This window comes from Micromonospora sp. NPDC005553, assembly GCF_042871765.1.
Classification (GTDB): domain Bacteria; phylum Actinomycetota; class Actinomycetes; order Mycobacteriales; family Micromonosporaceae; genus Micromonospora.
Window position 1 is genome coordinate 502,687 of the sequence record NZ_JBIAJD010000006.1, and the last position, 14,105, is coordinate 516,791.

Sequence of the window (14,105 nt, forward strand, 5' to 3'; positions counted from 1 at the left end):
TTGACGGGTTGAGCACACCCGACCGCCTGTCCTGGCCGTTCGGGGTGCCGGCGGCGCTAGATTGGCCGGGTGCGTATCGCTCGTTTCGCCCATGCCAAGGGAATGTCGTTCGGTGCCGTCGAAGGCGAAGCGGAGGCCGGGCCGCAGGGTCTGACCATCGCCGAGATCGAGGGCCACCCGTTCGGCAATCTCTCCTTCAGTGGGGCCCGCTGGGCCCTCTCCGACGTTCGGCTGCTCTCGCCGATCCTGCCCAGCAAGGTGGTCTGTGTCGGCCGCAACTACGCCGACCACGCCGCCGAGCTCGGCAACGAGGTGCCCAAGGAGCCGCTGCTCTTCCTCAAGCCGTCCACCTCGGTGATCGGCCCCCGGGACGCCATCCGGCTGCCGATCTTCTCCAAGCAGGTCGAGCACGAGGCGGAGCTGGCGGTCGTGATCGGGGCGCCGGGTGCCCGCCGCGCCGACCGCGCCGCCGCCGAACGCGCCATCTTCGGCTACACCTGCGCCAACGACGTCACCGCCCGGGACCTCCAGCGGTCGGACGGGCAGTGGACCCGGGCCAAGGGCTTCGACTCGTTCTGCCCGATCGGTCCGTGGATCACCACCGGGCTGGACGTGTCCGACCTGGAGATCCGGTGTGAGGTGGGTCGCAACCCGGAGGAGATGGAGGTACGCCAACTCGGCCGGACGAAGGACATGGTCTTCGACGTGCCGGGCCTGGTGTCGTACATCTCGCACGTCATGACTCTGCTGCCCGGCGACGTCGTTCTCACCGGCACTCCAGCCGGGGTTAGCCCGCTTGTCGAGGGGGATACGGTCACCGTGCGGATCGACGGCATCGGTGAGCTCACCAACCCGGTGGTTCCCGTCGCCTGATCCGTCTGATGCCCCTGTTTCCGCAGCTCACGGTGGTTCGGGGGGATCGGATTTGGCCTGTCGGCACCGGGAGGGTAAAGTTCACTCCCGGCGCCGCAAGGGGCCAATGGGGTATGGGGTAATTGGCAGCCCGACTGATTCTGGTTCAGTTAGTCTAGGTTCGAGTCCTGGTACCCCAGCGCTGCTGGAGTTCGCGAGAATTTCCAGACGCTGGATTCTGACGGAGTTCGACTCCGCCCCTTCGGGGGCGGAGGGTGGTCTTCGGTAGAGTGCAGCTCCTCCGCCGCCAAGGTGGGGGAGCAAAAGTTGTTCTGGCCCCGTCGTCTAGCGGCCCAGGACGCCGCCCTCTCAAGGCGGTAGCGCCGGTTCGAATCCGGTCGGGGCTACAGCGTGCACAGCCCGTCTCACCTCGTGAGGCGGGCTGTTTCGTGTCCGCCGTTCGGTGTCCGGTCCGGCCTCCGCCGGGCCCTCGGGCGGCGGCGCACCCCGCGCTCGCACCCCGGTACGGTGCCGCTAGACTACATTCGCACCGCCCGCGAGGGTGGTGAACGGAAAAGTTCTGGCCCCGTCGTCTAGCGGCCCAGGACGCCGCCCTCTCAAGGCGGTAGCGCCGGTTCGAATCCGGTCGGGGCTACAACCAAAGGCTCATCTCGCCCAGCGAGATGAGCCTTTTCCCGTCCCACCCCACCCCAACCCGCACCCACCCCGCCCCGCGCACCCACCTTCGCCCCGGTTGATCATGAAGTTATTGCCCTCGCCCTCGGCGTGTCGTGACAATAACTTCATGATCAACGAGGGCGGGCCGGGGTGGAGGGCGGGCGGGGGTGGAGGGCGGGCGGGGCTGGGCGGGGGTGGGCGGGCAGGGGGTGGGGGTTAGAGGCCGGACAGGCGTTGGCCGGCTCTCACCACTGCCATGGCGTGGCGTTCGCCGGGGCGGCGGCCCAGGCGCTCGATCGGGCCGGAGATGCTGACCGAGGCGATGACCCGGCCGGTACGGTCGCGGATCGGGGCGGAGACGCTCGCCACACCGGCCTCCCGCTCGGCGACGCTCTGCGCCCAGCCGCGACGGCGTACCTCGGCGAGGGTGCGGCCGGTGAACTTGCTGCGCGGCAGCAGCGGCATGACCGCCTCCGGCGGCTCCCAGGCGAGCAGGATCTGGGCCGCTGAGCCGGCCGTCATCGGCAGCACCGAGCCCACCGGAACCGTGTCCCGTAGACCGCTGGCGCGTTCCGCCGCCGCCACGCAGATCCGCTCGTCGGCACGGCGCAGGTAGAGCTGCGCGCTCTCACCGGTGGCGTCGCGCAGCGCGGCCAGCAGCGGCTCGGCGGCGGTCAGCAGAACGTCCGGTGCGGCGTTCGCCAGCTCCCCCAGGCGGGGGCCGGGCCGCCATCTGCCCTGGGTGTCACGCACCAGCATTCGGTGGATCTCCAGGGCCTGGGCCAGGCGATGTGCTGTGGCCCGGGGCAGCTTGGTGCGTTCGACGAGTTCGGCCAGGCTGGCGCCGTCCACGCAGGCGGCCAGGATGACCACCGCCTTGTCGAGAACGCCGACACCGCTCATACTGTGTCCCACAAGCCGAAACTTACCTCCCAGAATTTAGGATGTCCAGATGGTGGGAGTCACTCCTGAGCCGAGGACCCTGGCCGAGAAGGTCTGGGACGCGCACGTCGTACGGTCCGCTGCTGGTGAGCCGGACCTGCTCTTCATCGACCTGCACCTGCTGCACGAGGTGACCAGCCCGCAGGCCTTCGACGGGCTGCGGCTCGCCGGGCGCCGGGTGCGTCGTACCGACCTGACCCTCGCGACCGAGGACCACAACACCCCGACCGGGTACGACGACCCGGCGTTCCGCCTCCGCCGTGGTGACCTGCTCACCATCGCGGACCCCACGTCGCGTACGCAGATCGAGACGTTGCGCCGCAACTGCGCCGAGTTCGGAGTGCGGCTGCACCCGCTCGGCGACGACAACCAGGGCATCGTGCACGTGATCGGCCCGCAGCTCGGTGTCACCCAGCCGGGCATGACGATCGTCTGTGGCGATTCGCACACCGCCACCCACGGCGCCTTCGGAGCGCTCGCCTTCGGCATCGGCACCAGCGAGGTGGAGCATGTTCTGGCCACCCAGACGCTGCCGCAGAGCCGGCCGAAGACGATGGCCGTGAACGTCACCGGCCGGCTCGCGCCAGGCGTGACCGCCAAGGACCTGGTGCTCGCGCTGATCACGCAGGTCGGCACCGGTGGAGGTCGCGGGCACATCGTCGAGTACCGCGGCGAGGCGATCCGCGCCCTCTCCATGGAGGGGCGAATGACCATCGCCAACATGTCCATCGAGTGGGGCGCCAAGGCCGGCATGATCGCGCCGGACGAGACCACCTTCGCGTACCTCAAGGGTCGACCGAACGCGCCGCAGGGCGCGGACTGGGACGCGGCGGTGGCGTGGTGGCGGACGCTTCCCACCGACGAGGGCGCGAGCTTCGACGCCGAGGTGACCCTGGATGCCAGCCAGATCACCCCGTTCGTCACCTGGGGCACCAACCCGGGGCAGGGCGCGCCGCTGAGCGCGCCGGTGCCGGACCCGGAGGAGTTCGTCACAGACTCGGAGCGTGCCGCCGCACGCCGCGCCCTGGAGTACATGGACCTGCGTCCCGGCACCCCGCTTCGGGAGCTGCCGATCGACGTGGTGTTCGTGGGGTCCTGCACCAACGGTCGCCTGGAGGACCTGCGGGCCGCCGCCGACGTGCTGCGTGGCCACCGGGTCGCCGACGGCGTCCGAATGCTCGTGGTGCCCGGCTCCGCCGCGGTGCGTGAGGCCGCCGAGGCCGAGGGCCTGGACAAGGTCTTCGCCGACGCCGGGGCGGAGTGGCGGTTCGCCGGCTGCTCCATGTGTCTGGGGATGAACCCCGACACGCTGAAGCCGGGCGAGCGCTCCGCCTCCACCTCGAACCGCAACTTCGAGGGCCGTCAGGGCCGGGGCGGGCGCACCCACCTGGTCTCGCCGCCGGTGGCCGCCGCCACCGCCGTGGTCGGCCGGCTGGCCGCCCCCGCCGACCTGTAGAAGGGACCGACGAGATGGACAAGTTCACCACCCACACCGGCACCGCCGTGCCGCTGCGCCGGTCCAACGTGGACACCGACCAGATCATCCCCGCCGTGTACCTCAAGCGGGTGACCCGGACGGGCTTCGCCGACGGGCTGTTCAGCGCCTGGCGGGAAGATCCGGCATTCGTGCTCAACGATGAAAACTATTCCGGAGCGTCGATCCTCATCGCCGGTCCGGAGTTCGGCACGGGGTCCTCCCGGGAACACGCCGTCTGGGCGCTACGGGACTGGGGCTTCCGTGCCGTGGTGGCCCCGCGCTTCGGTGACATCTTCCGCGGCAACGCCCTCAAGGAAGGTCTGTTGCCGGTCGAGTTGGAATTGAAAGCCGTCGAAGAGTTGTGGGACCTGGTCGAAGCGGATCCCACCACTCCGGTGACGGTCGACCTGACCGCCCGCCAGCTCCGGGCGGGGGACGCCAGCTGGTCGTTCCCGCTTGACGACTTCAGCCGTTGGCGCCTCCTGGAGGGCCTCGACGACATTGGACTCACCCTCCGCCACGCCGCCGACATCGACTCCTACGAGGCGCGCCGACTGCCCTTCCTGCCCTCCGTGGCATAGCCGTTAGGCCGCCCGCGCAGCGGATTTCACCCCCATCGGTCCATCCGGTGGGGGTGAATCCGTTACGACACAAGGGCTTTTTTCTACCGAATGTTTGTGTCCCGGCAGCACAGGGCATACCGTGCGCGCAGAATGGCTCGCGACGAGTCAGTTGCACAATCGGGAGGAAGTCGTGAACAAGGCCGAGCTCATCGAGGCGCTCGCCGTTCGCCTGGGGGACCGGAAGATGGCGACGGCCGCGCTCGACGCGGTCCTCACCGAGGTCCAGGCGGCGGTCACCAAGGGCGAGAAGGTGGCGATCACCGGATTCGGAGCATTCGAAAAGCGTGTGCGTGGCGCGCGAACAGCGCGCAACCCGCGTACCGGCGAGGCGGTGAAGGTCAAGAAGACGTCAGTCCCGACCTTCCGCCCCGGCGCCGGGTTCAAGGAAATGGTGGCCAGCGGCAAGGTGCCGAAGGCCGCGGCGGCGACGAAGAAGACCGCCACCAGCACCGCCACGGCCAAGGCGGCGGGCACGAAGGCGACCGGCACCAAGGCGGCTACCGCCAAGGCGGCGGGCACCAAGGCGACCACGGCGAAGGCGGCCAGCAAGAAGACCGCCCCGGCCAAGGCGAGCAAGACCGCCACGGCGACCAAGACGGTCGCCAGCAAGAAGACCGCCCCGGCCAAGGCGAGCAAGACCACCACGGCGACCAAGACGGCCGCCAGCAAGAAGACCACAGCGGCGAAGAAGACCACCGCCGCGACCCGGTCGACCGCGGCGAAGAAGACCACCGCGGTGGCGAGCAAGAGCACGGCGGCCAAGAAGGCGCCGGCGAAGAAGGCTCCGGCCAAGAAGGCGGCCAGCAAGCGCTGACCGACAGGTACCGCGAGGGCGTCCACCAGTGGGTGGGCGCCCTTTCGGTGTACCAGGACGACTTCTTCGGCGTACGGGGACCGTTGACCGGGTTGGCCCGCTCGCGCAGAATCGCCGTGCCGGCCACCCCTGGGCCGGCCCGTCGACGGGAAATGGGGCGCCGGTGCGCTACCGACAGCTCACCACCGGCACGCTCGCGCTGGGCGTGCTCCTCCTCATCGACGTGCTGCGGGTCTGGCTGCCCGGCATCATCACCATCTTCGGTCAGGCGGCGTCCACCCCGGCCGAGCTGATGGGGGCGTTCGCCCTCGGCTGGTTCGTGCTCGCGATGGGCGCACCCGCCGTGGTCCGCCGGGTCGGAGCCCGCCCGGTCACTGTCGTCGCCGCCGTCGCGCTCGCCGTTGCCCGGCTCGCACTCACCGCCGCTCCGGGCGGGCGTACGCAGCTCTGGTTGGCCACCGCCGGTCTGCTCGCCGGGTTGGTCTGGCTGGTCGGCGTCGCGGCCGACACCGACCGTCCGGTCCCGGGGCTGGCGTTGGGGTTCGCTGTCAACGCGGCCCTGCACGCGGTGCTGGACACCGTCGACCTGGTCTGGCGGGGTGACTGGGTGGCCTGGCTGCTCAGCGCCGTCGCGGTGGCGGTGTTCCTGGTCGGCACGGCGCAACCCGGCCTGCGCGGCGGTGCGGGTAACGCCCTCGCTGGCCCCGCTGAGGCCCCTGTCGGCCCTGGTGGTGGCCGGGCCTGGCTGCTGGCCGGGCCGGCGCTGCTGCTGGCCGGGATGGTGGCGCTCTCCCCGGCGCTGGCCCGAACCGGAATGTCGTACCTGGTCGCTGGAGACGGGGTGGCTCGTTCGCCACTGTTCGGCCTGGCGCCGGTGCCGGTGGCGGTCGCCGGGTTCCTCTGCGCCGCGTTGACAGGGCCGCCGCGTGGGTGGGGCCGGGCGTACGGCCCGGTGGCGCTGCTCGGCGGCGCGGTGCTGTTCGCCCTCGACCGGGGCGACCTGCTCCTGCCGGCCATCCTCCTCGCCGCGGTCGGCCTCGGTGCCTGCCTCGCGCTGACCGACGACACCGGCCAGCCCGCCGCCGACACCGCGAGCGCCGGCACCAGCGCCGCCCGGCGGGGGTACGCGGTGGCCGCCGGGATGCTCGTCTTCGCGCTGGGGGCGGTTGGCTACTACTCGGCCTACGACCTCGGCTACCCCAACGCGGCGGTGCCGGTGGTGGTGGCCGTGCTGATCGCCGCCGTGGCGTTCACCGCCCGCCCCGTCGGCGACCGGCTGCCCGGGCCGTTTCCGCCGCTCCGGGCCGCCGCGGCGGTCACCGTGTTGGCCCTGCTGGCACCGGTGCTCGCCGACGAGGTGCCGGTGGCCAGCAACCGGGACGGCCCACCGGAACGGTTGACAGTGGTGGCGTACAACATCCGGATGGGGTTCGGGCTGGACGGCCGGTTCGACCTGGCCGGTCTCGCCGAGGTGGTCGAGCGGCAACGGCCCGACGTGGTGCTGCTCAGCGAGGTGGACCGGGCGTGGCTGCTCAACGGCGGGCACGACACCCTGGATCTGCTGGCCGACCGGCTCGGTATGCCGTACGTCTTCGGGCCGGCAGCCGACCCGGTCTGGGGCGACGCGGTGCTCAGCCGTTGGCCGGTGGACGATCCGCGGACCCTGCCGCTGGCCGCCGTCGGCGCGCCCACCGGCGCGCAGGCCCTCGCCGTCACGCTCGACCTCGGCGACGGTGTCCGTACCGCCGTTGTCAGCACCCACCTGCAGCCGCCACCCGGCAAGGGCCCGGTGGTCCAGGCCCGCGCGGTAGCCGACTTCGCCACCCGGTACGCGGCCGGTCGGCCGTTGGTGGTGGCCGGTGACCTGAACACCGAACCGGGCGACGAGGCGTTCGTGGAGTTCACCAAGGCCGGCCTGGTCGACGCGTTGGCCGCCGCCCGACCACTGGCGACCAGCCCGGCGGACGACCCGCGCCAGCAGATCGACCACATCTTCGTCTCGCCCGGCCTGACCCCCGGCGATCCGGTCGCGCCGCGCAGCACCGCCAGCGACCACCTGCCGGTCGCGGTGACAGTGACCCTGCCGCCCCGCTGACGAAGGCGGGCCCTACAGGCGATCGGCGGCCAACAGCCGGTCGGCGGCGAAGGAGAGCAGCCAACCTCCGCCCTTCGGCGTGGTGAAGTCCTCATCGGTGCGGCCGGTCAGCCGCTCCAGGGCGCCCGGCAGGACCTTGCCCTGACTGCACACCGCCGACTGCCCACCGGTGCCGGCCAACTCCAGCAGCCGGGCGGCGGTGTGCAGGATCTGCTCGTCGCCCTGCTGGCCGGGTTGCGGCTCGTCCAGGTCGCCACAGACCTCGATCGGCAGATCGAGCAACGCGGCGACCGGATCGAGTGTCTGCACGCACCGTCGCGGCGACGCCGACACCAGCCGGGCCGGCCGGATCAGGGCGATCAGCCCGGCCAGCGTGCTCGCCTGGGCCCACCCCTCGGCGTCCAGGGGTCGCCCGACGTCCGGGCCGGACCAGGTGGCCCGCTTACCGGCGTGCGCGTGCCGGACCAGCGCGACAGTCGCTGTCACCGACGGCAGCGCGGCGAACGCCGCCAACACCTCGGCGTCGTGCGGGTAGCTGACCAACCGGATCGCGTCGTCCACCGCGAGCCAGCGGATGTCGTCCACCTCGGTGTCCGGTTGGAAACCGCCGCTGGCCACCGCGAGCATCGACCAGTAGTCGACGAGCTTGGGTTGCCCCTCGCTGCGGTAGCGCACCGACGGCAGCCGCACCTGCGGCACGCCCCGCACGTCGGCCTCCTCGGCCACCTCACGGACCGCCGCGGCCATCGCGTGCTCGCCCGGTTCCAGCTTGCCCTTCGGCAGCGTCCAGTCGCCGTAACGGGGACGGTGCACCACGCAGACGCGTACGCCGTCGTCGGTCGGCCGCCAGGCCACCCCGCCCGCTGCCCGGATGCCCGTCACGGCAGCCAACTGGTGCGCCGTCGCCGGGTGGCCCGGTGCCAGGCAGCCGGGAGGAGACCCCGCGTCCGGCGTACCGACTGGCGTTCCCGCTCGGCCAGCCGCCCGGCGGTGACAGCCAGCTCGTGGTCGCCCGGTCGCTCGGCGGCGATCTCCAACCAGGTGTCCGCCGCCACCGCCGCGTCCTGGTGCTCGCCGAGCACGTCCTGCACCTGGGCGAGTGCGCGGGACAGCCGCCGTGCGCCCTTGCCGACAGTCGGGGCCACCGCGTTGACCGCGTACCGGGTCTGCTTGCCCTCCTTGCGGACGGCGTGCCAGCGGTCGTCCGGCGACTGCGCGTCGAGCCCGCCGACGCCGTCCGGCCCGGTCAACCGCCGCCAGGGGCGGGCCACCAGCGCGGGTAGCGCCTGCGCGGCGGGCGCTGCCGCCCCTCGGGTGAACCGGGGCGCGCGGGCGGCCAGCACCAGGGAGTCCACCAGGGCCAGGTAGCGCGCGGAGCGCAGCATCTCGTCGATGGCGGTGAGCGCCTGCCGCTGCCGTTCTGCGAGCACCTCGTCGAGCCGGTCCACAGCGCCCCGGTCGAGCGGGCTCAGCGGATCGGCGTCGGCGGTACGGCGCAGCCGCGCGCGCAGCACCTCGGCGTCGCGGGCCGCGCCGAGCACGTCGGCCAGCCAGCGCAGCTCGGTGCGCAGCGGGCGGGACCAGGTCTTTCGCAGCAACGGTTTGAAGGTGCGCAGGTCGCTGCGCAGGCGTCGGCAGGCCACCCGCATCTGATGCACCGCGGTGTCGCCACCGGCGGCCGGGGCGCGCAGCCGGACCAGCGGGTCGTGCGCCAACAGCCGGCGGATCTCCTTACGGAGCGACTCGGTCACCACGTCACCGGCGTTCGGTTCGGCGGTCAACCCTGCCGGCGCGACCAGATCCGGATCGGCCTGCGCCGTCGCGCCCAGCGCCCGTACGTGCTTCGGCGTGAACGACCCGCCCTGGGCGCCGGCCTCGCGCAGCACCCCGCCGACCCGGTCGAGCAGCTCCCGGTCGCCGGCCTTCAGCTCCACCTCCACCTCGCGGAAGGTGTCGGTGGTGGTGCCGGAATCGTCGAGCACTGTCACCCGGTCGTCCACCACCTCGGCGAGGACGGTGCCGGCCCGGTCACACACCTCGTACGCGTGCCGCACCGTGCGGACCACCGTCACCGGGGCCAGCGGCGCACCCCGGTGCAGGACGGTGACCAACTCCACCAGCTCCGGCGGCGGCTGCCCCTTCGCCCCGGGGCGGGAGATCTCGTGCCGGACGCCCGGGGTCCCGGTCGGCAGTTTCACCGTCCAGGGCAGCTCGTCACCCTTGCGGTGGCGCAGCGAGGCACCGGCCCGCGCCAGCCGCAGGTCGACGGTGTCGAGGTAGCGGGCGACAAGCGTCACCGGTGGCAGTGCCCGGACCCGGCCGCCAGCCGGGGCCGTGCCGGCCAGGTCCGGCAGCACGTAGGCGTCGTCCACCTCGTACTTCTGCTCCTCCTCGACCATCAGCTCAGCCTATGCGCTGCGCGGTCAGCTGGCCGTGCCACCGACGCGGCGCAGCAACAGTTCCTGAAGATGGGCCCGGGCCGCGTTGTCATCGCCGGTACGCCGGGTCCAGGTCCCGTCGCCGGACAGCTCGAACGCGTCCACTTCGGGGCTCATCGCGGCGGTGAGCACCTGGTCCAACTCGGCACGGGCGATCGGGTCGCTCACCCGCACCAGCGCCTCCACGCGTCGGTCCAGGTTGCGGTGCATGAGGTCCGCCGAGCCCATCCAGAACTCGGCGTCGCCGTTGTTGCCGAACCGGAAGACCCGGGAGTGTTCCAGGAAACGGCCGAGGATCGAGCGGACCCGGATGTTCTCCGACAGCCCCGGCACCCCCGGGCGCAGCGTGCACATGCCCCGGATGAGCAGGTCGACGTGGACGCCGGCCTGGGAGGCGCGGTACAACGCGTCGGTCACCCCCTCGTCGACCAGGGAGTTGACCTTGAACTGGACCAGGCCGGGCATGCCCAGGCGGACGTGCGAGATCTCCCGCTCGATCCGCTCGATGAGGCCGCTGCGGATGCCCTGCGGGGCGACCAGCAACCGCCGGAATGCGGTCTGCCGGCTGTACCCGGTGAGCACGTTGAACAGGTCGGTGAGGTCGGCGCCGATCTCCGGGTCGGCGGTGAGCATGCCGAAGTCCTCGTACAGTCGGGCCGTCTTCGGGTGGTAGTTGCCGGTGCCGATGTGGCAGTAGCGACGGATCTGGTTGCCCTCCTGCCGGACCACGAGCGCGGTCTTGCAGTGCGTCTTCAAGCCGACCAGGCCGTAGACGACGTGGCAGCCGGCGCGTTCCAGCGTGCGGGCCCAGCCGATGTTCGCCACCTCGTCGAAGCGGGCCTTCACCTCCACCAGCACCACCACCTGCTTGCCGGCGGCGGCCGCGTCGACGAGCGCGTCGACGATCGGGGAGTCGCCGCTGGTCCGGTAGAGGGTCTGCTTGATGGCCAGCACGTTCGGGTCGGCGGCGGCCTGCTCGATGAAGCGCTGCACGCTGGTGGCGAACGAGTGGTACGGGTGGTGCACCAGGATGTCCCCGTCGCGCAGTGTCGAGAAGACGCTGCGCGGCACCTCGCCCTCGGCGAGCCGGGGATGGGTTGCCGGCACGAACGGCGGGTCCTTCAGGTCCGGCCGGTCCGCCTCGCCGTAGACCTGCCACAGCGCGGACAGGTCCAGCAGGCCGGGCACCCGCAGCACGTCCTGGTCGTCCATGTCCAGCTCGCGGACGAGCAGCTCCAACATGTGGTCGGAGATGGACGCGGCGACCTCCAGCCGGACCGGGGGACCGAACCGCCGTCGGGCCAGCTCCCGCTCCAGGGCCTGGAGCAGATCCTCGTCGCGGTCCTCGTCGACCTCCACCTCGGCGTTGCGGGTGACCCGGAACAGGTGACACTCGACCACCTGCATGCCGCTGAACAGCTGCCCCAGGTGCACTGAGATGAGGTCCTCCACCGGCAGCATCCGGACGCCCGGCTGGTCCCGGTCCACCCGGACGAAGCGGGGGACGTTGTTGGGCACCTTCACCCGGGCGAACAGCTCCGAACCGCCGTCGGGGTCACGGACCGCCACCGCCAGGTTCAGCGACCGCCCGGAGATGTACGGGAACGGGTGCGCCGGGTCCACCGCGAGCGGGGTCAGCACCGGAAAGATGTGCTCCCGGAAGTAGGTGCGCAGCCGCTCCCGTTCGCCGTCGCCCAGCTCGCCCCAGCGCAGGATGCGGATGCCCTCGTCGGCCAGCTTGGGCAGCACGTCGTCGACGAAGCAGGCGGCGTGCCGGGCGCCCAGCGCGGCGGTCCGCTCGGCGATCAGCTCCAACTGCGTACGAAGGGGCAGCCGGTCCCCGCCGCGCACCGGTAGGCCGGCGGAGAGCCGCCGCTTCAGACCGGCGATGCGCACCATGTAGAACTCGTCGAGATTGCTGGCGAAGATGGCCAGGAACTTGGCCCGCTCCAGCAGCGGGGTGCGCTGGTCCTCGGCCAGGGTGAGGACCCGGGCGTTGAAGTCGAGCCAGGACAGCTCCCGGTTGAGGAACCGGTCCTCGGGCAGCGGCGGGGGCGCTGCGGCCTCGTCGTCGTCAGGCGCGGCACGGGTCGGCAGGTCGTCGGGCAGAACCTGGTGGACGCCACCGGCGGCGGGGCCGTCCGCTTCGACCTTCGGGGCGGGGTCGATGACCTCGTCCAGCCCGGAGGAGGCGGCACCGGGATCGTCGGCGAGCGTGTCGGCGCGGGCGGCACCGGCACGTTCGGCGCGGGACGGGCGGAAGCGCCCATCGGTGCCGCGCGTACGGGAGCCGTTGCGGAGGTCGGTGGCGGGCGGGCGGGCCGGTTGCTCGCGAGGGGTGCTCACCCGCTCATAATCACCCGATTACGGTTAACGCAAAATGAACTTGGGCTCGCCGGCTCAGATCATCGTCGGCAATGTCACCCGGACAACCTCGCCGTCGGGATCCGTGTCGATGCGGACCCGCTGCCCGAGCCGGAGAAGCCGCAGCCCGGAGGCGTCGAAGGCCCGGGCGGGAAAACGCATCTCGGTGCCGTCGTCGAGCAGCAGGACGCCGCTGCGCGTCGCCGCGTCGTAGCTGGCCACAGTGCCCTGCATGCTGGCACCGTACACCGGGCGGTTCGGCCTGTGGCGCGGGCTCAGCCCAGAGGGCGGCTCAGCCTGCGGCGCGGGCCGGGCGACCGGCGGCCACCAGCGCGGCGGTGCGCGGCCCCAGCCCGAGCCGGGCGGCGGCGGCCAGGTCCGCGGCGGTGTCCACGTCCCGGCGCAGGCTGGGCCAGTCCCCGTCGAGCGGCAGCGCCCCGCTCGCCGCGTGCGCTACCGCCGAGCCCACCCCGAAACGCGGATCCAGCGGCACACCCGGCCCCGCCGTGAGCAGCACCGTGCCCCCGCCGGGCGCGTCCGGCAGGAACCGGCGTACCCCGGGTCGACCGTTCTGCGCCGCGAGCAGCGCGCCGGCCAACTCGGCCGGGCGCAGCGCCGGCACGTCCGCGGTGATCCCGGCCACCCACCCGGCGGCGGCAGTGGCCGCCCCGTGCCGGAACGCGGCGTTCAGGCCGGCGTCCGGTTCGTCCGGCAGCACCCCCGCGCCGGCGGCCCGTGCCGCCGCCGCCACCCGGGCGTCGTCGGTCACCACCAGAGCCTCGGCGACCGCCGGGCAGGCCAGCACCGCGCGGAGCGTGTCGGCCGCCAGGGCCAGCGCCAACTCCTCATGCGGTACGCCGGGCAGCGCGCCCCGCAGCCGGCTCTTGGCCACGGCCAGCCGCTTCACCGGCACCACCACGGCCCACCTCGGCTGAGTCACGTCCGCAATCCTGCCAGCCGTACGGCGGGCCCCTCGCTGGCCGTACCGGGGGCGAGCAGGCATGATTTCCGCTGCGGGCGTCGCGGGCGGGATTTCGCGGCGGTTGGGGCGCGACGAGGAGGCACTGTGGCACGGCGGAGCCTGGGGTTCTGGCAACGGTTCGCCGTGTGGCTGGTGAAGCCGGTGATGACCGTCTGGACCCGGCGTACCTGGCGTGGTCAGGAACATCTCCACGGCGACGGCGGCATGATCATCGTGGCGAACCACATCTCCCACGCCGACCCGTTGGTGTCCGCGCACTTCATCTACGACTCCGGGCGCTGGCCGCAGTACCTGGGCAAGGCCAGCGTGTTCCGGGTGCCGGTGGTCGGCTGGATCCTGCACCGGTGCCGGCAGATCCCGGTCGAGCGCGGCAGCGTGGACGCCGTCCGCTCGCTGGACGCACTGGTCGCCGCGCTCGACGAGGGCGGCGCGGTCGTGATCTACCCTGAGGGCACCACCACGCGACAGCCGGAGCTCTGGCCGATGAAGGCCAAGACCGGTGCGGCCCGCCTGGCCCTGGCCACCGGCGCCCCGGTCGTACCGGTGGTGATGTGGGGGCCGGAACGGATCTTCGACCCGCGGACGACCCGTGTCAGCCTGCGCCCCCGGATCCCGGTGACCGTTGCCGCCGGGGAGCCGATCGACCTGAGCCGGTGGGTGGACGCCCCGCCGACCCGGGACACCCTCGAAGAGATGACGGACACCATCATGTTGCGGCTGCGGGACATGCTCGCCGAGATCCGTGGCGGTACCCCGCCGCCACTGTGGGAGCGGCCGGCCCGACCGTCCGTCGGCCGCGAGCAGCGGGACGACGCGGCATGAGCGAGCGAATCATCGGGC

Annotated in this window: 12 protein-coding genes and 3 tRNA genes; 9 read left to right on the forward strand and 6 right to left on the reverse strand. The window is 72.3% G+C overall.

Translation table 11 applies throughout. The features are described 5' to 3' along the window. Positions 1-69 precede the first annotated feature (69 nt). From ACFYPG_RS26210 to ACFYPG_RS26225, 4 genes are all read left to right on the forward strand, one after another. The gene (locus ACFYPG_RS26210) at positions 70-873 is read left to right on the forward strand and encodes a fumarylacetoacetate hydrolase family protein (RefSeq protein WP_091393135.1); all 804 of its coding nucleotides are present in this window, start codon (positions 70-72) and stop codon (positions 871-873) included. A gap of 107 nt (positions 874-980) precedes the next feature. Then, positions 981-1,052: transfer RNA gene (locus ACFYPG_RS26215), tRNA-Gln, on the forward strand. 134 nt (positions 1,053-1,186) lie between these two features. Next, positions 1,187-1,259, forward strand: a tRNA-Glu gene (locus ACFYPG_RS26220). A gap of 175 nt (positions 1,260-1,434) precedes the next feature. Continuing rightward, positions 1,435-1,507 (forward strand) — tRNA-Glu (locus ACFYPG_RS26225). A 239-nt stretch (positions 1,508-1,746) separates the two neighbouring features. On the opposite strand, the gene ACFYPG_RS26230 is transcribed toward ACFYPG_RS26225, so the two are convergent. Next, positions 1,747-2,433, reverse strand: a complete 687-nt coding sequence (locus tag ACFYPG_RS26230) for an IclR family transcriptional regulator (RefSeq protein WP_007456408.1) — start codon at positions 2,431-2,433, stop codon at positions 1,747-1,749. 49 nt (positions 2,434-2,482) lie between these two features. Here ACFYPG_RS26230 and leuC point away from each other — a divergent pair, with 49 nt between their 5' ends. The 4 genes from leuC to ACFYPG_RS26250 all read left to right on the forward strand — a co-directional run bounded on the left by leuC (position 2,483) and on the right by ACFYPG_RS26250 (position 7,481). Continuing rightward, positions 2,483-3,928 (forward strand): 3-isopropylmalate dehydratase large subunit, encoded by a 1,446-nt coding sequence (gene leuC, locus ACFYPG_RS26235; protein ID WP_355005287.1) that lies wholly within the window; start codon positions 2,483-2,485, stop codon positions 3,926-3,928. A 14-nt stretch (positions 3,929-3,942) separates the two neighbouring features. Next, positions 3,943-4,530, forward strand: coding sequence for a 3-isopropylmalate dehydratase small subunit (leuD, locus tag ACFYPG_RS26240; protein ID WP_355005286.1), 588 nt, complete (start codon positions 3,943-3,945; stop codon positions 4,528-4,530). Between the two features lie 172 nt (positions 4,531-4,702). Beyond that, on the forward strand, positions 4,703-5,386 hold the full coding sequence (locus tag ACFYPG_RS26245; RefSeq protein ID WP_387354187.1) for an HU family DNA-binding protein: 684 nt from the start codon (positions 4,703-4,705) through the stop codon (positions 5,384-5,386). Between the two features lie 163 nt (positions 5,387-5,549). Continuing rightward, the gene (locus tag ACFYPG_RS26250) at positions 5,550-7,481 is read left to right on the forward strand and encodes an endonuclease/exonuclease/phosphatase family protein (RefSeq protein ID WP_387354188.1); all 1,932 of its coding nucleotides are present in this window, start codon (positions 5,550-5,552) and stop codon (positions 7,479-7,481) included. Between the two features lie 12 nt (positions 7,482-7,493). On the opposite strand, the gene ACFYPG_RS26255 is transcribed toward ACFYPG_RS26250, so the two are convergent. The 5 genes from ACFYPG_RS26255 to cofC are packed head-to-tail and all read right to left on the reverse strand — an operon-like array spanning position 7,494 to position 13,223. Beyond that, positions 7,494-8,372 (reverse strand): NUDIX hydrolase, encoded by an 879-nt coding sequence (locus ACFYPG_RS26255; RefSeq protein ID WP_355005283.1) that lies wholly within the window; start codon positions 8,370-8,372, stop codon positions 7,494-7,496. Beyond that, positions 8,360-9,880 (reverse strand): CHAD domain-containing protein, encoded by a 1,521-nt coding sequence (locus ACFYPG_RS26260; protein ID WP_387354189.1) that lies wholly within the window; start codon positions 9,878-9,880, stop codon positions 8,360-8,362. Before ACFYPG_RS26260 ends, ACFYPG_RS26255 begins: the two co-directional genes overlap by 13 nt. A gap of 24 nt (positions 9,881-9,904) precedes the next feature. Beyond that, positions 9,905-12,265, reverse strand: coding sequence for an RNA degradosome polyphosphate kinase (locus tag ACFYPG_RS26265; protein WP_387354190.1), 2,361 nt, complete (start codon positions 12,263-12,265; stop codon positions 9,905-9,907). 54 nt (positions 12,266-12,319) lie between these two features. Beyond that, positions 12,320-12,517 carry a cold-shock protein gene (locus ACFYPG_RS26270; protein ID WP_030335323.1) on the reverse strand — a complete coding sequence of 66 codons (198 nt, stop codon included), beginning with the start codon at positions 12,515-12,517 and terminating at the stop codon, positions 12,320-12,322. Positions 12,518-12,575: 58 nt separating this feature from the next. Further along, complete coding sequence (gene cofC, locus ACFYPG_RS26275; protein WP_355005280.1) at positions 12,576-13,223, reverse strand: 2-phospho-L-lactate guanylyltransferase; 648 nt, start codon at positions 13,221-13,223, stop codon at positions 12,576-12,578. A gap of 126 nt (positions 13,224-13,349) precedes the next feature. Here cofC and ACFYPG_RS26280 point away from each other — a divergent pair, with 126 nt between their 5' ends. After that, a complete protein-coding gene (locus ACFYPG_RS26280; RefSeq protein WP_387354191.1) occupies positions 13,350-14,087 on the forward strand; it encodes a lysophospholipid acyltransferase family protein in 738 nt (245 codons plus the stop codon). Positions 14,088-14,105 lie beyond the last annotated feature (18 nt).